Source organism: Arcobacter ellisii, assembly GCF_003544915.1.
Classification (GTDB): Bacteria; Campylobacterota; Campylobacteria; order Campylobacterales; family Arcobacteraceae; genus Aliarcobacter; species Aliarcobacter ellisii.
Genome location: NZ_CP032097.1, coordinates 1,417,424 through 1,438,834 on the forward strand (window position 1 = coordinate 1,417,424; position 21,411 = coordinate 1,438,834).

Sequence of the window (21,411 nt, forward strand, 5' to 3'; positions counted from 1 at the left end):
ATCCAGACGGGGGAAAAGCTTTTTTTTTGAATTTTAAAGCTTAATAAACTCCGTGAAAATAGGTCTTATATAAGTATTCCCAAACTCTTTAACCTCTCCAAGTCTTCCTTTAGCTAAATATTTTTCTCCAGTTTCTAAAGAATTAAAATTGTTTTGGTTTATTGGTGTTTCGATTTCTCCACCATTAAAAGATAATTTAACCTTATACGAGTTTGGATAAAAGGCTAACTCTCCATTAATTTCTTTTTGTTGTTTAGTTTCTTTGTCTAAAATTGGTTTACCATCAATTTGTATTAACTCAACAACAGTAGCCCCAAGAGATACTTTATTCTCTTCCCTTTGTTTTAATTTGTTCTCAAATTCAATTCTTTGTTTTTCCAGTTCTTTGGCTACTAACTCCTCAAATGTTAAGCCAGTTTCTTTTAATTCTTTACTCATAATAAAAATCCTTTTTTTTGTTTAATTTTTTTGGTTAAGTTCATAAGAACTTAAAGAAAGCTAAATTAATATTTAGATTTTTTTAAATTCTTTTGGCTTCGCCCTTTTCTAATTTCATTTAGGGCAAATCGGGCAAAGCCCTAAGCCCAGTTTTTTTCTCTTATTCTTTTAATTTCTTTTTTTTAGAATAGGGGAGTTATAAAACTTCTCCTAAGTCCAATTTATAGAAAAGACCGTCAAAGCCTAAATAAAAATTTTTTCCCATATTTACAACTTTTTCAAAGTTGTGTTTTTTCTCATCTAATGAAGGAAATGATTTTTCAAAAGCTTCAAATAATTCATTAACAGTCACTTTTTTTATTAAGTGTTGTTGGTCGTTTGGTATTCTGTTTTTGTAATAAATTTGACACGCACTCATAATTAAAATCCTTTCATTTGAGAAGCTATGAAAAATTTACTTTTTAAACTGATTTCTAAAAGTTTTATTTCTTCTCCTAAGATTTCTTTTTGTTGTTTAGATAAAAAAATAGAGCCTAGTTTCTCCACCTCATTTTCATATTGTTTAATTAGTTGTTTAAGTTCTTGAACTGCTTTTAATTTGTTATGATTAGTTGCTTTTAATAAATTCATTTATTAATTCTCCTTTGTTGATGTAATTTGATTTTTATTTTCATAAAGTGAAATAATTTCATTTATATTTTTTCTAAACGAAAGAGGGCGAGAATATAAAAATTTTAATTCCTCATTTTCCGAAACAAAATCAATTAGATTTTTTAAATATAAAATAGGATAATTATCAAACTCTAATAAGAGAGTAATTTGTTTTAAATTTAAGTTTTTATCTACTTTTTTATTTGTTGGGATTTTTTCAAAGAAGTAATAATATAAATTCCAATTATCATAGAAAGCATTATTAATCGTGTTTTTATTATTATTTTGTAATTGCAACTTTTCAACATTTATAAAATAATTATATGAACTAACATTTTTAGAATTTTTTATATGTTTAGAAACTTTAATAATATAGTTTTCATTTACTAGATTTTTTAAAAATTTAGAAATCATATTAAATGATGATATTCTCAAATCTTTTTTTAATTGAGTGATTAGAAAATCAGAGTTATTAAAAATATATAACAGCATTTTAAACTCATAGTTATTTATTTTTTCATCTTTTAAAGCTATGTTTAAAAGTTTTATAAAATCGTCATTTGATATATTTTCCATAGAAAAAAACCTTTTTTAATTTTTTTATAGTTTTAGTATTGAAAACTATAATTTTCAAACTAAAATAAATATATCTTCTGTTATAATACTTTCATTAGATATTTATTGATTAGGATTAAAATGAGATATGATTTAGATTTTAAGAGTAACTTTAACGATACATTATTATTTTGGATTGAAAGATTTGTTAGAAATAAACTTACAACATTATCAAACAGACAAGTTACAGATAAAGAAAAATTAGCTTCAATAATTCAACAATTAGTAAAAGGAACTAAATCTATTGATGAATTAGCTACTATTGTTAAAGAAGCAAGAAATATAGGTTTAGCAGGAGTTAATACATATTTTAATCCCCTATTAAAACTATACAATTTTATTGTTACTCTTGGACTTGCTTCAATGAAAGAAATAGATGAAGAATTACTTAGTGATTTTTTAGCTAGTGAGACAAGTTCTTTATCTGATGCTTCTAAAAAAAACCATAGAATTGCCCTATTATCACTATTTTCATATATAGATAAACAAAATCAAAATGAAGATGGAAGTTCATATTTATTTAAAATTGAACTAAAAAATTGGGGAGGTTTAAGTGGAAAAAGTGGTACAAAACTACCCTCTTTTATGAATAAAGATGAAATTGATAGATTTTTAAATGCAATTGATACTTTTGAGTTTTCAAACAATACTTCTTATAGGAATAGATTAATATTAAAAATTATAATATATACTGGAGTTAGGGTTAGTGAAATCCTAAATTTAAAAATAAAAGATATATTTAAAGAAGATAATGTTTATTTACTTCAAATAAGAGGAAAAGGTAATAAACCAAGAGTTGTAATGATAAAAAGCTTAATTATTGAAAATGATTTAAGAAATTGGTTAGATATGAGAATTTGCAATAGTGATTTGTTAGTTTGTAATCAAAAAGGTGAAAGATTAACTCAAGCATACATAAGTAGAATTGTTGAAAACATTTTAATAAGTGCAGGAATAAGAAAAGAAAAAAATGGTGCACATATGTTAAGACATAGTTTTGCAACCCTACTTTATGCAAAACATCATGATTTAATACTTGTTCAAGAAGCTCTAGGTCATGCAGATATTAACACATCTAGAATTTATACACACTTTGATAAAGAAAGATTACGTAAAACTACAGAGATATTTTAAATAATATTTCTGTAATATAAATAAATATTTAATTTAAGAGAAAGGATGGAAGAATGGAAGCTTTAATAATTGTAGCTCATGGTAGTAAAATGAAAAGTTCAAATGATGAAATCGTAACAATTGTAGAAAAAATTAAAGAGTCAAATGAAAATACAAATCTTCATGTTTTTCATGCTTTTTTAGAACTGAGTGAACCATCTTTATTTATAACTATAAATAATGCAATAAATAAAAACTGTAAAAAAATAAAAATATTTCCTTATTTTTTAGCTGCAGGGAAACATGTTTTAGAAGATATTCCTTGTGAAATAAAAAAATTCAAAAAACAATATCCTGAATTAGAATTTATTTTATTACCACATATTGGATTATGTAATGGCATTGAAAATATGATAATATCAAACTCTTGATTACCAAAGAGTTTGAGTATTATCATCTAAGTTTGATTCAGTAACTTCTAAATAAATATTCTCATTATAATCAAAATACAAATTATATTCTCCAATTGAAACGCTCTCTTCAACATCTCGTTTGTTAAAATATACATTGTCATTGTTATAATTGTAAAAATTTGATAAATGATACTCTACTAATGAAGGAGCCATAGAATCAATCTTATCTTCTAAAGAATTGAAACTACTAACTCCAAATATATTAAATAAAGAATCTTTATCTACAGAAATAATCATAAATTCAAATTCTTTTATTAATGATTAAAACCATTTAATAAAGAAGCCATTCTATTTAAATCTATTTTATTACTATTTGATTCTTCTTTTACTTCTTCTTTTTGTAATACATTTTCAAAAGAGTTTGGGTTTGTATTTAAAATATTTGGTTCTTCTTTTACTTCTTCCTCTTCTTTTTTATCTTCAACTTTTGTAGCTGTTGAACTTGAAGGTGTAGAATCACCAATTTTTCTATTTAAAATACTTTCTATTTTACCTAACATAGAACTAATATTTGATTTATCTTCTTGAGTATGATTTTTAAACTCATCAACATTTTTCTCTAAATCTTCTTTTGCCGCTTCTAATTCTAAAACTTCATCTTCTAATTCATTAATTCTACTTTTCAAATTATTATTTTCATCTTGAAGTTCTTCATATGCCTTAATTAAAGTACTTAAAGCGTTATTTAATTTTGAAATTGTTTCTGCGTTTGTCATGTTATTAAATCCCCGTTGGTATATATTATTAAAAGCCGTATTATTACAAAATTTAGCTAATAATTCCATCAATTTTTAATAAAGAATCAACACTTGGTTCTCTTTGTGCAAAATTGAAAAATAATTTATCCATATCATACGAACCACCTTGGCTTAAAATCGTATCTCTATATTTAATTCCTAACTCTTTGTTAAAGATATTTCCTGAATCAATAAACATATAAAATGCATCTGCACTTAAAACTTCTGCCCATTTATATGAATAATATCCAGCAGAATATCCTCCACTAAAGATATGAGAAAAACCATTTTGGAATTTATTATATCTTGGAGGTATCATTGCTGAGAATTTTTCTCTTACAGAATCCAATAAATTTTGTATCTCTTCTTCAGTTTTGTATAATTTTTGATGTAGTTTAAAATCAAACAATGCAAATTCAACTTGTCTTACAGTTGCTAAAGAAGATTGAAAATTTTTAGCTTTTATAATTCTATCAATAGCTGCATCATCTAAAACTTCTCCTGTTTGATAATGTTTTGCAAAAAGTTTTAAAACATCTTTATCATAAGAGAAATATTCTAAGAATTGTGATGGAAATTCTACTGTATCCCAAGCAACACCAGAAATTCCACTAACAAATGGCTCTTCAATTTTACTTAAAAGATGATGTAATGCATGACCCATCTCGTGGAAAAGTGTTACTACATCTGAATGTCTTAATAGTGAAGGAGTTTCTTCTGTAGATTGTGGGAAGTTTCCTACAATATAAGCTGTTGGAAGTTTTATTTCACCTTTTGAGTTTCTATGGTATGTATGCCAATTATTCATCCATGCACCACCACGTTTCTCTTTTCTAGCTTCTAAATCTATATAAATTCTAGCAACTATTTTTCCATCTTCGCTTAAGTCATATACTTTTACTTTTTCATCCCAAGCAGGAGTATTTGCTTTTGTAAATTTGATATTAAACATTTGATGTAAAAAATCAAAAAATCCATTTAAAACAGATTGTTGTTCAAAATATGGTCTATAATATTCTTCATCTAAATCATATTGAGCTTTTTTTAATTTCTCAGAATAATATGACATATCACTAGATTTAAAATCTGATATTCCATCTTTTAAAGCAAGAGCTTTTATCTCTTCAAGTTCTTCTTTTGCTCTATTTTTAGCTTTACTTCCTAATTCTTCTAAAAATGAAACAACATCTTCTTCTTTTGAAGCCATTTTGGTAGCAAGTGAATATTGAGCATAGTTTTCAAAACCTAAGATTTTTACTTTTTCATCTTTTAAAGCTAAAAGTTCTTCTATTATTTTTCCATTTTCTGGTGCTCTTGTACAATATGCTTTATATATTTCTTCTCTTTTTTCTCTAGATGTTCCATAAGTAATATATGCTAAATAAGATGGCATTTGTAATGTAAATTTATATTTTGTAATTCCTTCTTCTTCAAATTTTGCTAATTCTAAATCAGAAGCTGGGATTTCTTTTACATCTTCAAAATTGTCAATAATCATTTCAAAAGATTTTGTAGCATTTAAAAGATTTTGTGAAAACTTATGAGAAATTTCACTAAGTCTTAAATTTATCTCTTCAAGTCTTTTCTTTTTGTTATTTTCTAAGTGACAACCTGAAAGTTTAAAATCTCTTATTTCATTTTCTAAAACTTTATTTTGTATATTGTTTAAAGTACTTTTTTCTTTAGACTGTATATCTACTAAAGCACTATATATATTCTCATTTTGAGAAATTTCTGTTTCATATTTTGAGATAACTGGAATACACTCTTCATAAACTTTTGTAGTTATTTCTGAGTTTTTAACAGAATCAATATGAAAGATTGGAGTTAAAAAATCATTTATACTCTCCCCTATTTCTTGAAAAGGTAAAACAAAATTTTTATAAGTTTTATTTTCTATTTTTAATAACTCATCAACTTTTTTTCTATTTTCATCTAAAAACTTTTCTAATAATTCTTTACTATTTTCTAAATTACTTAAATCAAATTCTTTAAACATTTTTTATTCCTTTCTCATTTTTTAAATTTTAGAGTAAATCCTCTATCAAAACTTTCATAATCTTTATAAAAACTATAAGATTCAACTTCAAACTCTTTGAAATAGTTTTCTAAAGGAGTTTTTTGGTCATATCCCATTTCACAAAGTAAATATGGAATTTTTTTATCATTAGTTTGTTTTATAATATCTTTTAAAAGTTCATCCCCAACTACTCCTCCAAAAAGTGCATTTGATGGTTCAAACTTTACATTTTGAGGTAATTTATAATCATCTGCTATGTACGGAGGATTTGAAATTGTAAGAAAGATATCATCTTCATTTACATTTTCATATAAATTACTCAAGCGAAAATCTATTTTTTCTAAAACATTATGCTTAATAGCATTCTCTTTTGCTAAAGCCAATGCTTTTTCATTTATATCAACTGCAATAATTTTAATATTTTCAATTAACATAGCTAACATTACAGATATTATTCCACTACCTGTTCCAATTTCTAAAACTTTTATAGGCTCTTTAATATCTTTTAAGATTTCAACAGCATTTTCAACCAAAATTTCAGTTTCAGGTCTAGGAATTAATACACCTTCTTTTACAATGAACATTTCACCATAAAATGAAGCTTTATTTATAATGTATTCCAAAGGATAATTCGTAGCTCTTTTTTTTACTAAAACTTCAAGTTCTTTTTCTTTTGAAAATTCCTGATTGTAGTTTAAATGAAGCCAAATAGCATTTTTATCTAGTAGATGCATAATTAGTATCTCAACCTCTTTTGCAGGAATATGAGTTACTAATTTTAATTGATTTGTATATTTTCTTACAATTTCTTTTATCGTCATTAATTTATTTACCTTTTAAAAGTTTAGATTATATTATAAAAATAATTAAGAGATTAATCTAATATGTATAAAGCTAACTCATCAGCTAGCAAAAAGTTTTTATTATAAACTTTTTTATTTTCTATATACAGCTTATTATATTGTATTAATTCATCAATTTTTTCTTTTTCTTTTTCATTAAAAAGCTCTAATTCTACTCCATTTGAACATCTAAATCCAAGTAAAATTTTTTCAGTTTTTACGTCAACTTCCTCTATTTTTTCTATTTCAAAAAATAGTGGATCATTGATATATTCTTCAATACTTTTACTTGGATATTCTCTTTGAGAATTAATATATCCAACAGCTCCAGCTCCAACTCCTAAATACTCTTTATGTTGCCAATAACCATAATTATGTTTTGATTCTGATTCTTTATTTTTTGCAAAATTTGAGATTTCATATTGGTGAAAACCTTTTTTATTAATGTAATCAAAAATTTCATAAGACAACTCTTCATCATCAATTTTTACACTACTTCTATCAAAAAACTTTGTTCCTTCTTCAATAGTAAGTGAATATGCACTCAAATGTGTAATTGGAAGAGAAAAAGCAACATCTAAATCACTTTTTATACTCTCTATCGTGTCACCTCGAACACCATAAATTATATCACAGTTAATACCTTTAAAACCTATACTATTTGCATTTTGTATAGCTTTTATAGCACTATTACTATTATGTGAACGTCCTAGGAATTTTAGTTTGTTATTTTCAAAACTTTGTACTCCAAAGCTAACACGATTTACTCCAAAATCTTTCATACTTTGTAGCCATTCAAAAGATGCTGAATTAGGATTTGCTTCAGTTGTAATTTCTGCAAATTCTGTTAAAAAAGGTTTTATCATCGAAAAAATTTCTTCATATTCAAAAGCTTTTATTGTAGAAGGAGTTCCTCCTCCTATGAAAACTGTTTCAATTTTTTTATTTCTTTTCAAAACATAATTATCTAAATTATATTTTAATTGTTTTTTTAATGCCTTCATATATTCCTGTTTTAGGTGAAATCTATCAGTATATGAGTTAAAAGCGCAGTAAAAACATTTACTATCGCAGAAGGGAATGTGTATATATAAAAGCAATTTTTAATCCTAGTTTTTGTAAAATATCTGGCTAATTATAAGGGAAAATATATTTATGACTGATAAAAGAGAAAATACAATTAACCACGAGAAAAAAAAGTTTAGACCAAATGTTGCCGCAATTGTACTATCAGCAAAATATCCTCATAAATGCGAAATATTTATTGCTTCAAGAACTGATGTAGAAAATGCTTGGCAATTTCCTCAAGGAGGAATTGATGATGGTGAGTCATCAAAAGAAGCATTATTTAGAGAATTAGAAGAAGAGATTGGAACTAGAGAAGTAGAAATTATTGCTGAATACCCTACTTGGGTTTCATATGAATTTCCTCCTGCAATTGCAAAAAGGATGTATCCTTATGATGGGCAAAGACAAAAATATTATCTAGTGAAATTAAAAAAAGGCGCTAAAATAAATATTAATACGGAGATTCCTGAATTTAGCGAATATAAATTTGTGCCTACTAAAAATATTTATGAATATATAACTTTTTTCAAAAGAACTGTTTATAAACAAGTTTTAAAATATTTTAAGAATGAAGGTTATATTTAAAAAGGATAAAAAATTAAATGTTAAAAGTACTTAAGTTTGGTGGAACAAGTGTTGGTACACTTGATAGAATACAAAATGTTGCAAATATCATCAAAAAAATCAGAGATGAAGGGCATGATGTAATTGCTGTTGTTTCGGCTATGAGTGGAGAGACTAATAAATTAATTGAATATGCTGAATATTACTCGAAAACTCCTAAGTTAGATGAAATTGATATGCTTTTAAGTTCAGGAGAAAGAGTTACTTCTGCACTTTTATCTATTGCTTTAAATGAAATGGGTTATAAAGCAATGTCTATGAGTGGAAGACAAGCTGGAATTATTACAGATAATGCTCATACAAAAGCAAGAATTGAATCTATTGATACAATGGAAATGAAAAAAGCAATAAATGATGGAAACATCATAATTGTTGCAGGTTTCCAAGGTGTTACACAAGATACATTAAGAGTTTCAACTTTAGGTAGAGGTGGAAGTGATTTAACTGCTGTCGCAATTGCTGGGGCTATTGAAGCTGATGTTTGTGAAATATATACTGATGTTGATGGTATTTATACAACAGACCCTAGAATTGAACCAAAAGCAAAAAAACTTGAAAAAATTTCTTACGATGAAATGTTAGAATTAGCAAGTTTAGGTGCAAAAGTATTACAAAATAGATCTGTAGAAATGGCGAAAAAATTAAATGTAAATTTAGTATCAAGAAGCAGCTTTACGCCAGAAGTTGATGGTACATTAATCACAAAGGAAGAAAATATAATGGAAAAACCAATCGTTAGTGGAATTGCTTTAGATAAAAACCAAATTAGAGTAGGAATGTATGGAGTTACTGATAAACCTGGTATTGCTTCTGCTATTTTTACAGCTCTTGCTGATGCAAATATCAATGTTGATATGATTGTTCAAACAAGAGGATTAGATGGTACTACTGATTTAGACTTTACAATTCCAACTACAGATTTTGAAATTTGTAAAAAAGTTATGGAACAATTTAAAGAACAAGCAAAAAACATTGACTATAATGAAGCAATTTGTAAAGTTTCAGTTGTTGGTGTTGGTATGAAATCTCATACAGGAGTTGCATCAAAAGCATTTACAGCTATGGCAAATGAAAATATCAATATTAGAATTATTTCTACAAGTGAAATTAAAATTTCTATGATTGTTGATTTAAAATATGCTGAATTAGCAGTTCGTGCTTTACATGACGCATATGAGCTGGATAAATAATAGTGCAAGAATTTCTAAATTGGACTGTAAATACAATCAGGGAAGATAGATTAATATCTCCTTGGTTGGAAGAAAAAAAGTACGAATGGACACCATTAGTATCTAAAAACATAAACAATTTATTAGAAAGAGGTTTTTCTATTATTGTTGTTACAGATAAAGAGAGAGAATGGTTTTTAGAATATATTTTAGGAAATATTAATTCTCCTAAATTAAATCGACCGTTTTTACCTTACTATGATTTTAAATCTTTTTATAGATATATTGATGCTGTAAAATCAGATGAAGATATTTCATATATAAAAGATATGTTAAGTATCTCTTTTCCAAATGGATATTGTTTTTGGTATATTGGTAAAAGTCAAGATGTAAGAGCTATTATTCCAAAAGTTTCTAAGAACTCTTTTTTATGGTTATTTGATGAAGAGAAACAAGATGCATTTAATTTAAAAAGTAGTGATGAAGCTTTAGATATGAAACTTTTACAAATGTTTAGATTATATAATAAATCAGTTAGTGCTTCTTTATTTGCTGAAATTAATGTGGAAAATTAAAAATGATTGAATTCATTGAAAACTCTTCTATTTTAATAGTAAATGATATTGAAACAACTATAAATGAATTGATTCCAAAATATCCTTTACATTCTACAAGAATTATAAAAAATGAAGAAAAAGAAGAATTTCAAATTGCTCAAGCTACACAAGCAATAAAAGAAGCATATATTGCTTCAATTGAAAAAAAATATATTTTTTTATGTGGAACAACTTTTAGAAAAGAGGCTCAAAACTCTTTACTTAAAATTTTAGAAGAGCCACCAAGAAATGTTGTTTTTATAATAATAACAAATTCTAAAACATCTCTTTTACCAACAATTTATTCGAGATTACCATACAAATATCTAAAAAAATCTTTGATAAAACAAGAATCTACTCTAAATCTAAATAAATTAGATTTAAAAGATATTTATAACTTTTTAAAAGAAAATCAAAAAATTTCTAAACAAGAAGCTAAAGATATTGTAGAATCAATTTTATTAAAAGTAAATAATCAAAAAATAAAATTATCACAAAAAGAGTTAGAATTCTTTTCTAAATCAATAAAATTATTAGAATTAAATTCAAGACCAATAAATGTGTTAACTACCCTACTTCTATTTTTGGCAAATCAAAAAAATAAAAATTAAAAGGTTTTATATGCAAACATATAAAATATCAATATCTGATACAAAAAAATTTTATGAAAATTTAGGTTGTGATAAAGGTGGTATAGAAATACTATCTAAAAAATCAAAACTTCATACTTTATACATAAAAGATTTACATGTGGGAGCTGCAAATATTTTAAAACAAGATGCTTTATCTATTGGTGCTGATTTAGCAGTTCCAAGTGGAGTTATTGTAGCTCGTGATAAATATGTAGATGCAGTTTTAATTGGAACAACTAAACATTTTGAAGTTTTATCTAGAAAAGAGTTAGCTCAACCTTTTGGTTTAAAAGAGTTAGCTAAAACTTTAAAAGATTATGTAAAAGAACAAAATTATAAAACAAAAATAATGGGTGTTTTAAATGCAAATGAAGACTCATTTTTTAAAAATAGTAGATTTGATAACTCTAGTGCTTCAATAAAAATTGAAAAAATGATTGAAGATGGAGCTAATATAATTGATATTGGAGCAGTTTCTTCTAGACCTGGAAGTCTTGCAGTTTCTGAAGATGTTGAATTAGAAAGGGTAAAAGATATAGTTCAAACTATTTATAAAAATAAATATTACGAAAAAGTTGATTTTTCAATTGATTCTTATGCTCCTAAAGTTATTGATTATGTTTTAAATCATGGTTTTAAAATTGTAAATGATATTACAGGTTTAGAAAATGATGAAGTTTGTAAAATAGCTTCAAAATACAATGCGCAGGTTGTAATTATGCATATGCAAAATAATCAAACAAATATGCAAGAAAATCCAACGTATGAAAATGTAATTTTAGATATTGATACTTATTTAAAAAATCAAATAGAAAAAGCTAAAAGTTTTGGAATAGATGATATTGTTTTAGATGTTGGTATTGGTTTTGGAAAAACATTAGAACACAATTTATTACTTTTAAAGAATTTAGAACATTTTAAACATTTTGGTTATGAATTATTAATAGGTGCAAGTAGAAAATCTATGATTAATATGATAACTCCAACTGAAATTGTTGATAGACTTCCTGGAACTCTAGCTATTCATTTAGAATCTATTAGATATGGTGCTTCAATTATTAGATGTCATGATGTAAAAGAACACTATCAAGCAATAAAAGTTTTTGAAGCTATAAATAATATAAATTAAAAAGAAGAGATACTATTTTTATAGTATCTCATGTAAAGTATTTGCTTTTTTCATCCAAGCTTCTAAAGCTTCATAATCTTCATTTTCAACCATTTTTTTTGCACTTTGTAATTGTTCTTCAAATGTTTCAATAGAAGCTAAAAGATTTTTTCTGTTTTGTTTAAAAATATCGCTCCACATTCTTGGACTTGATTTTGCAATTCTACTCATATCTTTAAATCCACCAGCTGCAAGTGCAATGATTGATTTTGGGTCTTCATGACTCATAACTGTATTTGCAAGAGAAAAAGATATAACATGAGGTAAGTGAGAGATATAACAAGCGTGAATATCATGTTGGTCACTATCCATTACAACAATTCTCATACCAATTTCTTGGAAAATTCTAAATGCTCTATTTACATGTAAATTTGCATTATCTTCTAAATCACAAAAAACAACAGTTTTTCCCTCATATAAATCATCAATAGCAGCTTTTGGACCCGATTTTTCAGTTCCTGTCATTGGATGAGCTGCAATGAAATTTTTTCTTATTTTTTCTGGAATACTTTTTACAATATACTCTTTAGTTGAACCCATATCGATTATTGTTGTTTCATCATCTATATCTAAAAAGTTTGGAAACATTCCAATAATTGCATCTACAGGAATTGCTAATATAATTACATCTGAAACTTTTTTTAATGTCTCTAAATCTACTAACTCATCAACTAAATTCAAATCTAAAATATCTTTTTTATTTTTTTCACTATTTGTAAAACCATAAACTTTTTTTGCAATACCATATCTTTTTACAGCTTTTGCTAAAGAACCACCCATAAGTCCTAAACCAATAATTCCAATATTCAAACTACGACCTTTTTATAAATTATTAAAGGATTATAGCCTACTTTATATTTATATAAACTATATTTAGATATATTAATGCACTATAATGAAAATAAGGATAGTTGTGAAAAAGAAAGTCGTACTATTATCTCTTGCTTGTGCAACAGCATTAAGCGCTACTACAATAAAATCAATAGAATATAAAGATGTAAACAAAATTTCACCTCAAATATTAGATGAAACTTTAAATATGAAAGTTGGTGATGAACTTAATGAAGATAAGCTAAATGATGCTGTTATAAATTTTTATAAACAGGGTTATTTTGAAGATATTAAAATTGTAAATGAAAATGGTAATTTAAAATTAATTTTCAAAGAAAAACCTTCAATTGCAAGTATTGATATAAAAGGTTATAAATCAAGAAGTGAAGATATTGAAACTTTAAAAAATCTAATTAGATTAAAAAAAGGTTCAATGTATACTGAAAAAAGAATAAAAGAAGCAAAAGAAAAACTTCTTAGTATGCTTGAAAGTGAAGGATTTATTAACTCTGTTGTAGAAACTGAAGTTGAAAAAATAAACGAGCAATCATTAAAAGTTACTTTTAATGTAAATAAAGGTGATGAAATCATTATTAAAAAAGCAAATTATCACGGTGCTGATAATTTAGAACAAGATGATTTTGATTTAGTTACTGCAAATAAAGAAATAGAGTTTGCTTCTTGGTGGTTTGGACAAAATGATGGTGAAGTAAAAATTGACCAATTAAAGTATGATGCAAGAAGAATTAATGATTTGTATTATGAAAAAGGTTATTTAGATGCTCAAGTTAAAGAACCATTTTTAGATATTGATTTTGCATCTGACCAAGCAAAACTAGACTTCTTTATTTTTGAAGGTGAAAAATATACAACAAATGACATCAAAATATATTTAGATTCATCTATTGTAGACCCTGCAACAATTTATCCTGAATTAAAACTAATTGTGGGAAATACTTTTAATATTAAAAAATTAAGAGCTGACCAAGACTATATAAAAACTCAAGTGGCAAATCAAGGTTACGCTTTTACAGAAGTTAAATTTGATTTAAAGAAAAATGAAGCAGAAAGAAAAGTTGATGTTATTTATAATGTAATTCCTGGTAAAAAAGTTTATATTAATGATGTAAAAATTTCGGGGAATAATAGAACTTTAGATAGAGTAATTAGAAGAAATGTATTCTTAGCTCCTGGAGATTTATATAATTTAACTGATTTTAAAGACTCAACAAATAAATTAAAACGTTCAAGATTCTTTGAAGATGTTCAAATTGAAGAAAAAAGAGTTAGTGATACAAAAATGGATATTGTTGTAAAAGTAACTGAAGCACCAACTGGTTCATTAATGCTAGGTGGAGGATATGGTTCTTACGACAAATTTATGGTTAATGGATCTATTAGCGATGTAAATATTTTTGGTTCAGGAATGGCACTTGGATTAAGTGCAGACTTATCGGCTAGAACAAATAGATTTGAATTAAGTTTAAAAAATCCTGCTATTAGAGATAGTGACTACAATGGTGAAGTAGAAGTTCATAGTACTGAATCAGAAATCAACAGAGATACTTATGATTCAACTATAGATACAAAAGGTTTCTCTGTTGCTTTAGGTAAAGAGGTTATGAGAAACTTATATGCAGGAGCAAGATATAGACTTGATTTTGTTAGTGAAGATTATGATTATACTTCTACTTTTTTAGCATCTAGAGATATTTCTAAAGAAATTTATGAATCACAAGATTATACTTCAAGTTCAATCACACCTTATCTAAATTATGACAACACAGATGATTATTATTTCCCAAGAGAAGGTTATAGAGCTGGAGTTTCAGCTGAATATGCTGGAATTGGTGGAGATTCAAAATATGTAAAACCTAGTGCATATTTAAAATATTTTTACTCTTTAGAAGATTTAACAGAGCTTGATTGGGTATTAAGATTAAAAACTCAAATGAAAACTTTAATTGATAATGGTCAAATTAATCAAGGAGACTCTTTATATCTTGGAGGTCCAAAAACTTTAAGAGGTTATAAATCTTCTGCTTTCCCAGCTAATGAAACAGGTTATAAAACAGACCCTTACAAAAACTTATGGGCAAATTCAGCAGAGATGAGTTTCCCATTAATCCCAAGTGCAAAAATGAGATGGGGATTATTCTATGATTATGGAATGATTGGACAAGATACATTTAATGATATTGAAAGATCAGGAGCTGGTGCATTGTTAGAATGGATTTCACCAATGGGACCATTACAATTAATCTTCTCAAGAGCACTTGATGATGAGCCAGGTGATGATACTTCATCATTTGAATTCTCATTAGGAGCAAGCTTCTAATGGTTAAAAAACTTGAAGTTGATTTAAAAAAACGACTTACAAATGAAGAAGCACTTGATTTAATAAGAAATGCTTCACTTTTAGAATTAGGTGAAATGGCAAGCGCTAAAAAAGCTGAACTTCATCCAGAAAAATTAACAACATTTATAGTTGATAGAAATATTAACTATACAAATGTTTGTTGGGTAGATTGTAAATTTTGTGCTTTTTTTAGACATGGAAAAGATGAAGATTCATATGTTTTAAAATTTGATGAGATTGATGAAAAGATAGAAGAATTATTAGCTATTGGTGGAACACAAATCCTTTTCCAAGGTGGAGTTCATCCAAAATTAAAAATTGATTATTATGAAGAATTAGTAAATCATATTCATACAAAATATCCACAAATTACAATTCATGGTTTTTCTGCAATTGAAATTGATTTTATTGCTAGAATTTCAAAAATTTCAAAACTTGAAGTTTTAAAAAGATTACAAGCAAAAGGTTTAAGTTCAATTCCAGGAGCTGGTGCTGAAATTTTATCTGATAGAGTAAGGGATATAATTGCTCCTAAAAAAATGGATACCCAAGAATGGTTAGAAGTTCATAGACTTGCTCATTCAATTGGTATGAAAACAACTGCAACTATGATGTTTGGAACAGTTGAAACTGATGAAGAGATAATTGAACATTGGGAACATTTAAGAAAATTACAAGATGAAACAGGTGGATTTAGAGCATTTATTATGTGGTCTTTTCAAGGTAAAAATACAAAACTTGCAGAAGAACATCCTGAAATCAAACCTCAATCTTCAAATAGATATTTAAGATTATTAGCTGTTGCTAGACTCTATTTAGATAACTTTAAAAATATGCAAAGTTCTTGGGTTACACAAGGCTCTTATATCGGTCAACTTGCACTTAAATTTGGAGCAAATGACCTAGGAAGTACCATGATGGAAGAAAATGTTGTAAAAGCAGCAGGTGCAGCAAATAGAATGAATCAAGATGAAATGATAAGATTGATAAAAGATATTGGTGAATATCCTGCAAAAAGAAATACAGCTTATGAGATTTTAGAAAGGTTTTAAAATCTAATGAAAATAAAATACTATTTTTTATTTATAATAGCAATTTTACAAGGAAGTTTAATGGGTGCTACAATAAAGCATATTAATATAAAAGGGGTTGAAATCCCTGTAATTTTTGAAGAACAAAAAAGTTTACCAATTTTAAATTTACAGTTAGTTTTTCAAAATTCTGGTTATATTCAAGACAAAGATAAAAATGGATTAGTTAGTCTTTCATCAAAGCTTTTAAATGAAGGAACAAAAGAGTTAGGAGCAACTAAATTTGCAGAACAACTAGATGAAAATGCAATTACAATAAATACTTCAAATGGTTTTGAAACATTAGTAATTGAATTATCAAGCTTAAAAGAAGAATCAAAAAAAGCAATAAATTTATTAAATGATTTATTAAAATCTCCAAATTTCAGAGAAGATACTTTAAATAAATTAAAAACTATTCAAATTGGTGGATTAAAAAGAAAAGAGAATGATTTTGATTATATTGCACAAAATCAGCTAAAATCAATTTTGTTTAAAAATACTCCTTTAGAAAATCCAGCTGCTGGAAGTGTTGATTCAATTTCAAAGATTAAATTAAAAGATATTGAAACTTTTATAAATCAAACTTTATGTTTAAATAACCTAATTATCGTTGCAGGTGGAGATTTTAATTTAAGTGAATTTGAATCTTTAATAAAACCAATATTAGATAATTTAAAAGTTGGAGAAAAAGCTCAAGCTCAAGAGATAATTTTCTCTTCTAAAAAAGATGAAAAAACTTTAATAAAAGAGACGGAACAAGCTTATATCTATTTTGGAAGTTCTTTTAATATAAATTCAAAAGATGAAGAGAATTATAAAGCTAAAGTTGCATCATTTATATTGGGTGGTTCAGGTTTTGGTTCAAGATTAATGGAAGAAATTAGAGTAAAAAGAGGTTTAGCTTATAGTGCTTATGGTTCAATTTCAATAAATAAATCTCATACTTACTTTAATGGTTATTTACAAACTAAAAATGAAAGTGCAGATGAAGCACAAAAACTTGTTTCTCAAATTGTTGCAGATTTTGTTGAAAAAGGTGTAACAAAAGAGGAATTAGAAGCAGCTAAAAACTTTTTAACAGGAAGTGAACCTTTAAGAAGTGAAACTTTAGCTCAAAGATTAAATAGAGCATTTACTCTATACTATAGAGGTTTAGAGCCTGATTATTCTAAAAAAGAGTTAGAAAAAATTCAAAATTTAGAATTAGATGATTTAAACAAATATATAAAATCTCACAATGAGATTAATAATTTAACATTTTCAATTGTAAGGAAATAATTTTGTTAAGATTTGCCCCAAGTCCAACAGGAGATATGCATATTGGTAACTTAAGAGTTGCTATTTTTAATTATATTGTATCTAAACAATTAAAAGAAGATTTAATAATTAGAATTGAAGATACAGATACAGAAAGAAATATTGAAGGAAAAGATAAAGAGATTTTAGAAATTTTAAATCTTTTTTCAATTGAATATAAATCACTTTTCTATCAAAGTGCAAATTTAAAATACCATCAAAAAATGGCTTTACAACTAATGACTCAAAAAAAAGCATTTGCTTGTTTTTGTAGTGATGATAAACTTGATGAATTAAGAGAAGAAGCAAAAAAAGAGGGAAAACCATTTAGATATGATGGATTTTGTGAAAATTTATCTGATGAAACAGTTTTAAATACAAATGCTCCTTTTACAGTTAGAATTAAAAAACCTGAACAAAATATCAAATTTACAGACCTATTAAAAGGTGATTTTGATTATGCACCATTTGATGTTGATTCTTTTATTATTTTAAGACAAGATAAAACACCAACATACAACTATGCATGTGCAGTTGATGATATGTTAATGGATATTTCTGTAGTAATTCGTGGTGAAGACCATGTTTCAAATACTCCAAAACAAATTCATGTAAGAAACTCTTTGGGATATGAAAAAGAGATAAAATATGTTCATTTACCAATTATTTTAAATGCTCAAACTGGTAAAAAAATGAGTAAAAGAGATGATGCAAGTAGTGTAAAATGGTTAATTGAACAAGGTTTTTTACCAAGTGCTATTGCTAATTATTTAGTTTTAATGGGAAATAAAACTCCAACTGAAATTTTTACTTTAGAAGAAGCTATTGAGTGGTTTAAAATAGAGAATGTTTCAAAAAGTGCTGCAAAATTTGATATTGATAAATTAAGATTTATAAATAGAAAACATATTGAAATGCTTGATGAAATGAGATTATCAAAAATTTTAGGTTTTGCTGATGCTGATATTGGAAAACTTGGAAAAATTTTCTTAGAAGAAGCAAGTACAACAAAAGAGATAAAAGAAAAAATTGAACCAATTTTTGCACCAAAAACTTCTTGTGAAGGTTTTGAAGAAGAGTTTTCAAAATTAAAAGAGTGTTTACAAAAAGCACCATTTTTTGAGGATTATGAAGAGTTAAAAAAATATGTAATGGAACAAACAGGATTAAAAGGTAAAAATCTATTTAAACCATTAAGATATATTTTAACAGGTGTTGATAATGGTCCAAACATTTCAGATATTTATCCTTTAATTAAAAATTATTTAGGAGAGATTATAAAATGATAGATGCTTTATTAAACTCTATTTTTACAATAGTTTTAAGTATTATATTTTTATACAAATGGGTTATTATTATTTCTGCTCTTTTAACTTGGGTTAGACCTGATCCTTATAATCCAATTGTTCAGATGCTTTATAGATTAACAGAACCAGCTTATGCATTTGTAAGAAGATATATTCCAACTGTTGTTGGAGGGATGGATTTAGCTCCTCTTATTTTAATTTTTGCACTAATTTTTTTAGAGACATTTTTAAAAAGTTTAGCTTTTTAATATATAATTATGAAAAAACAACTTTTTAGCTTAAGTGCTACTATATTATTAAATTTATCTGTCAGTGCTAGTGAAATTAGCACTACAGATTTCTTACAAAAAGATTTCAAAGTTACTTTAGAGTGGCTTGAACAAAAACCTAAATCTTATGCAAAAGACTTTTTTATTTTACAATATCTAAATCAAGATAATTTATCTTTTGAAGATGCAAAAATTGCTTATGAAATGGGTAATGGAACAAATGCTACACTAAAAAAAGTTTTTAATGACAAATATAAAAAAACTGCTCCTATTGATTTAAAATGTTATAGAGCAAGTATAGAACAATTAAAAAATGAAGATTCAAAATGTATTGCATTAGGATTATCTTTACAAGAAGCACAAGGATTATCAAAAAAAGATTTAACTTATTTTATAACAAAACTTGACCCATACCCTACTTTGAAAAATGACTTAATAATTTTAAATTCAAATGATCCTTTTACTTCATTAGTAAATTCAGATGTAAAAAGATTTTTGAGACTTTTTTTTGATTTAGGAGAAGATTATAGAATTAAAGTTTTAAACAAAAAAATTCCAAATGAACTTTTAAATAAAATATCTTTAGAAAAAGATTTTGAGAAATTTTTAAGATATGTAGTTTTTGATAAAAAACTTACAAATATCCAAAAATCATTATTTTTATTTGAAACAAACAAAGAGTTACCACCTCAAATACAATTTTTACTTGGGATTAATGCTGTTAATAATGACAATATTAACGCAGCTTATAACTTCTTTTTAAATTCATACAATAAATCTTATTTAAAAATTGATAAAGATAAATCTCTATTTTGGTTATATTTAGTAAGTAAAAATACCTCTTTTTTACAAGAATTATCGACAAGTTGGGATAATAATATCTACTCTTTATATGCAAAAGAGATATATAGAATAAAACCTGATAATATCGTCTTTAATGTTGATTTAAAAAATACAAAAAGTTCTTTTGATATTTATGATGCCTTTAAATGGATGGAAGTTGTTGAAGATACTAAAAAAAATCTTGATGAAGCAAAACTTCAAAAATATTATGAAATTTTTAGTGATGAAAATACTTTACCTCACTTAACTTTTGTTTTAGAAAGATTTAATAAATACAAAACTCAATATTATATAACTCCATATAGAAATATTATTAAAAATTACGATATTTACAAACAAGTTTTAATTTATTCAATAGCAAGACAAGAGAGTCATTTTATTCCATCTTCTATATCTTTTTCTTCAGCTCAAGGAGTAATGCAAATAATGCCATTTTTATCCCTTGATATTTCAAAAAAATTAAATGAAGATTATAATATTTATGAACAATTTATACCAAATAAAAATATTAAATATGGAAGTTTTCATTTAGATACACTAATGAAACAATTTGATAATAATCCTTTATTTATAGCTTATGCATATAATGGTGGTGGTGGATATACAAAAAGACAACTACAAAAAGGTCTATTTTCAGGAAAAGGGAAATTTGAACCATTTTTAAGTATGGAAATGATTTCTTTTACAGAAACTAGAGAGTATGGTAAAAAAGTTCTTGCAAATTACTATATTTATAATAATTATCTAAATAGTGAAAATCCTATTTCACTATCTACTATTTTTCAAAGTCTAGTATCGCCCTACTAGACTCTGAATTTTTTAATTCTAATTTTAAAGAGTTTATATCGTCAATAGAGTCAAACTTAACTAAATAATAGTTTCCCCAATGATTTTTCAACATTAAATCTTTGAAGTTTTCATCATCTTTTTCTACTTTTTCTACCAAAATTGGCTCTTTTTCATTTAAGAAAATTTGATAAGCATTATCTTCTATATTTTGAGATTCTTTATTTGAAAAGTATGTAAAAATTAGAAATACCTCATTTTTTGTATCTGATATTTTTTTATCAATTTTATTTAGATAAGTAGCCATAAAAATTACATCAACTTCTTTATCTTTTAATATATCAGTTTTTTTTGTAAACTGTACTCCTCTTGTTTCAACATCATTTTTTTCAAAATATCTAAATGCACTATTTTTAGGACCACAAGAAACAAAAAAAAGTGAAATAAATAAAAGAAATATAATTTTATACATAATCTCTCCAAGCTTTTATTACCCCTATT

Annotated in this window: 24 protein-coding genes; 13 read left to right on the forward strand and 11 right to left on the reverse strand. The window is 25.7% G+C overall.

All coding sequences use genetic code 11. The annotated features are described in order from the left end of the window. Nucleotides 1-33 precede the first annotated feature (33 nt). The 4 genes from AELL_RS07285 to AELL_RS07300 all read right to left on the reverse strand — a co-directional run bounded on the left by AELL_RS07285 (nucleotide 34) and on the right by AELL_RS07300 (nucleotide 1,665). Nucleotides 34-438, reverse strand: coding sequence for a hypothetical protein (locus AELL_RS07285; RefSeq protein WP_118917311.1), 405 nt, complete (start codon nucleotides 436-438; stop codon nucleotides 34-36). A 196-nt stretch (nucleotides 439-634) separates the two neighbouring features. Next, nucleotides 635-856: a hypothetical protein gene (locus tag AELL_RS07290; RefSeq protein WP_118917312.1), complete on the reverse strand. Its 222-nt coding sequence runs from the start codon at nucleotides 854-856 to the stop codon at nucleotides 635-637. Nucleotides 857-858: 2 nt separating this feature from the next. After that, nucleotides 859-1,068: a hypothetical protein gene (locus AELL_RS07295; protein ID WP_118917313.1), complete on the reverse strand. Its 210-nt coding sequence runs from the start codon at nucleotides 1,066-1,068 to the stop codon at nucleotides 859-861. Between the two features lie 3 nt (nucleotides 1,069-1,071). Next, a complete protein-coding gene (locus AELL_RS07300; RefSeq protein WP_118917314.1) occupies nucleotides 1,072-1,665 on the reverse strand; it encodes a hypothetical protein in 594 nt (197 codons plus the stop codon). 120 nt (nucleotides 1,666-1,785) lie between these two features. On the opposite strand from AELL_RS07300, the gene AELL_RS07305 reads away from it, so the two are divergent. Further along, the gene (locus AELL_RS07305) at nucleotides 1,786-2,838 is read left to right on the forward strand and encodes a tyrosine-type recombinase/integrase (protein ID WP_118917315.1); all 1,053 of its coding nucleotides are present in this window, start codon (nucleotides 1,786-1,788) and stop codon (nucleotides 2,836-2,838) included. Nucleotides 2,839-2,891: 53 nt separating this feature from the next. Continuing rightward, a complete protein-coding gene (locus AELL_RS07310) occupies nucleotides 2,892-3,248 on the forward strand; it encodes a sirohydrochlorin chelatase (RefSeq protein WP_118917316.1) in 357 nt (118 codons plus the stop codon). Here AELL_RS07310 and AELL_RS07315 read toward each other — a convergent pair whose 3' ends face one another. Genes AELL_RS07315 through hemW form a run of 5 tightly spaced genes read right to left on the reverse strand, consistent with a single transcriptional unit; the run spans nucleotide 3,249 to nucleotide 7,989 of the window. Beyond that, the gene (locus tag AELL_RS07315) at nucleotides 3,249-3,527 is read right to left on the reverse strand and encodes a hypothetical protein (RefSeq protein ID WP_118917317.1); all 279 of its coding nucleotides are present in this window, start codon (nucleotides 3,525-3,527) and stop codon (nucleotides 3,249-3,251) included. A gap of 17 nt (nucleotides 3,528-3,544) precedes the next feature. Beyond that, entirely contained in the window at nucleotides 3,545-4,006 is a 462-nt protein-coding gene (locus AELL_RS07320; protein ID WP_118917318.1) for a hypothetical protein, read from the reverse strand. A 52-nt stretch (nucleotides 4,007-4,058) separates the two neighbouring features. After that, entirely contained in the window at nucleotides 4,059-6,026 is a 1,968-nt protein-coding gene (locus AELL_RS07325; protein ID WP_118917319.1) for a M3 family metallopeptidase, read from the reverse strand. A 14-nt stretch (nucleotides 6,027-6,040) separates the two neighbouring features. Further along, nucleotides 6,041-6,868 (reverse strand): peptide chain release factor N(5)-glutamine methyltransferase, encoded by an 828-nt coding sequence (prmC, locus tag AELL_RS07330; RefSeq protein ID WP_118917320.1) that lies wholly within the window; start codon nucleotides 6,866-6,868, stop codon nucleotides 6,041-6,043. Nucleotides 6,869-6,921: 53 nt separating this feature from the next. Continuing rightward, nucleotides 6,922-7,989 (reverse strand): radical SAM family heme chaperone HemW, encoded by a 1,068-nt coding sequence (gene hemW, locus AELL_RS07335; RefSeq protein WP_118917321.1) that lies wholly within the window; start codon nucleotides 7,987-7,989, stop codon nucleotides 6,922-6,924. A 55-nt stretch (nucleotides 7,990-8,044) separates the two neighbouring features. On the opposite strand from hemW, the gene AELL_RS07340 reads away from it, so the two are divergent. From AELL_RS07340 to folP, 5 genes are read left to right on the forward strand one after another with little or no spacing between them, the layout of a single operon-like run. Further along, nucleotides 8,045-8,542 carry an RNA pyrophosphohydrolase gene (locus AELL_RS07340; RefSeq protein WP_118917322.1) on the forward strand — a complete coding sequence of 166 codons (498 nt, stop codon included), beginning with the start codon at nucleotides 8,045-8,047 and terminating at the stop codon, nucleotides 8,540-8,542. 17 nt (nucleotides 8,543-8,559) lie between these two features. Next, nucleotides 8,560-9,771, forward strand: a complete 1,212-nt coding sequence (locus tag AELL_RS07345) for an aspartate kinase (protein WP_118917323.1) — start codon at nucleotides 8,560-8,562, stop codon at nucleotides 9,769-9,771. Between the two features lie 2 nt (nucleotides 9,772-9,773). Next, on the forward strand, nucleotides 9,774-10,325 hold the full coding sequence (locus AELL_RS07350; RefSeq protein ID WP_118917324.1) for a HobA family DNA replication regulator: 552 nt from the start codon (nucleotides 9,774-9,776) through the stop codon (nucleotides 10,323-10,325). Nucleotides 10,326-10,327: 2 nt separating this feature from the next. After that, nucleotides 10,328-10,957, forward strand: coding sequence for a DNA polymerase III subunit delta' (locus AELL_RS07355; RefSeq protein WP_118917325.1), 630 nt, complete (start codon nucleotides 10,328-10,330; stop codon nucleotides 10,955-10,957). Between the two features lie 10 nt (nucleotides 10,958-10,967). Continuing rightward, nucleotides 10,968-12,107: a dihydropteroate synthase gene (folP, locus tag AELL_RS07360; RefSeq protein ID WP_118917326.1), complete on the forward strand. Its 1,140-nt coding sequence runs from the start codon at nucleotides 10,968-10,970 to the stop codon at nucleotides 12,105-12,107. 18 nt (nucleotides 12,108-12,125) lie between these two features. Here folP and AELL_RS07365 read toward each other — a convergent pair whose 3' ends face one another. Next, complete coding sequence (locus tag AELL_RS07365; RefSeq protein ID WP_118917327.1) at nucleotides 12,126-12,956, reverse strand: prephenate dehydrogenase; 831 nt, start codon at nucleotides 12,954-12,956, stop codon at nucleotides 12,126-12,128. A gap of 85 nt (nucleotides 12,957-13,041) precedes the next feature. Here AELL_RS07365 and bamA point away from each other — a divergent pair, with 85 nt between their 5' ends. From bamA to AELL_RS07395, 6 genes are read left to right on the forward strand one after another with little or no spacing between them, the layout of a single operon-like run. Then, nucleotides 13,042-15,315: an outer membrane protein assembly factor BamA gene (bamA, locus tag AELL_RS07370; protein ID WP_118917328.1), complete on the forward strand. Its 2,274-nt coding sequence runs from the start codon at nucleotides 13,042-13,044 to the stop codon at nucleotides 15,313-15,315. Beyond that, a complete protein-coding gene (locus AELL_RS07375) occupies nucleotides 15,315-16,388 on the forward strand; it encodes a dehypoxanthine futalosine cyclase (protein ID WP_118917329.1) in 1,074 nt (357 codons plus the stop codon). The genes bamA and AELL_RS07375 overlap by 1 nt, the downstream gene beginning before the upstream one ends. A gap of 6 nt (nucleotides 16,389-16,394) precedes the next feature. Next, a complete protein-coding gene (locus AELL_RS07380; RefSeq protein ID WP_118917330.1) occupies nucleotides 16,395-17,687 on the forward strand; it encodes a M16 family metallopeptidase in 1,293 nt (430 codons plus the stop codon). Nucleotides 17,688-17,689: 2 nt separating this feature from the next. Next, the gene (gltX, locus tag AELL_RS07385) at nucleotides 17,690-18,991 is read left to right on the forward strand and encodes a glutamate--tRNA ligase (RefSeq protein ID WP_118917331.1); all 1,302 of its coding nucleotides are present in this window, start codon (nucleotides 17,690-17,692) and stop codon (nucleotides 18,989-18,991) included. Further along, nucleotides 18,988-19,260, forward strand: a complete 273-nt coding sequence (locus AELL_RS07390; protein ID WP_118917332.1) for a YggT family protein — start codon at nucleotides 18,988-18,990, stop codon at nucleotides 19,258-19,260. Before gltX ends, AELL_RS07390 begins: the two co-directional genes overlap by 4 nt. A gap of 9 nt (nucleotides 19,261-19,269) precedes the next feature. Beyond that, nucleotides 19,270-20,931, forward strand: a complete 1,662-nt coding sequence (locus AELL_RS07395; protein ID WP_118917333.1) for a lytic transglycosylase domain-containing protein — start codon at nucleotides 19,270-19,272, stop codon at nucleotides 20,929-20,931. On the opposite strand, the gene AELL_RS07400 is transcribed toward AELL_RS07395, so the two are convergent. Beyond that, on the reverse strand, nucleotides 20,900-21,382 hold the full coding sequence (locus tag AELL_RS07400) for a hypothetical protein (protein WP_118917334.1): 483 nt from the start codon (nucleotides 21,380-21,382) through the stop codon (nucleotides 20,900-20,902). The two genes, AELL_RS07395 and AELL_RS07400, sit on opposite strands and share 32 nt — an antisense overlap. Nucleotides 21,383-21,411 lie beyond the last annotated feature (29 nt).